Genomic DNA, 325 nt, shown 5'->3' with positions numbered 1-325 from the left:
CCCTGGTACTGGGCGGCCGCGATCCGGCGGATCGCGGTGCCGGCGAACATCCTCGCCAGGATCGTCATCGACTCGAAGAAGCACGACCTGTCGCTGAGGAACAGCAGCACCTCCCCCAGCCCCCCCAGCACCAGCACGCCGAGCCGCACCAGCGCCGTCCGCCCCGATCGCGTCCATGTCAGCCCCATCCCCATCACGACGGTGGCCCCGCCGATCAGGTTGCGGGTCGACTCCCGGTCGACCGTGATCATGGCGGGGGTGACCGGGGACACCAGCAGCCGGCCCAGCCCGGTGAAGCACATGCGGATCGGGATGCTGGGCCTGT

At 70.5% G+C, this 325-nt stretch carries 1 protein-coding gene; it reads right to left on the bottom strand.

Annotation, left to right across the window (positions count from 1 at the left end):
- Positions 1-302: hypothetical protein (locus UK12_RS34565; RefSeq protein WP_156179158.1), on the bottom strand; the 302-nt coding region annotated here is incomplete at its 3' end.
- Positions 303-325: the final 23 nt, after the last annotated feature.

Origin of the sequence: Saccharothrix sp. ST-888 (assembly GCF_000955975.1) — a bacterium.
In the GTDB taxonomy this organism is placed as follows: Bacteria; Actinomycetota; Actinomycetes; order Streptomycetales; family Streptomycetaceae; genus Kitasatospora.
Note: the sequence above shows the minus strand (reverse complement) of the source record. Positions and strands in the feature narration are given on the sequence as shown.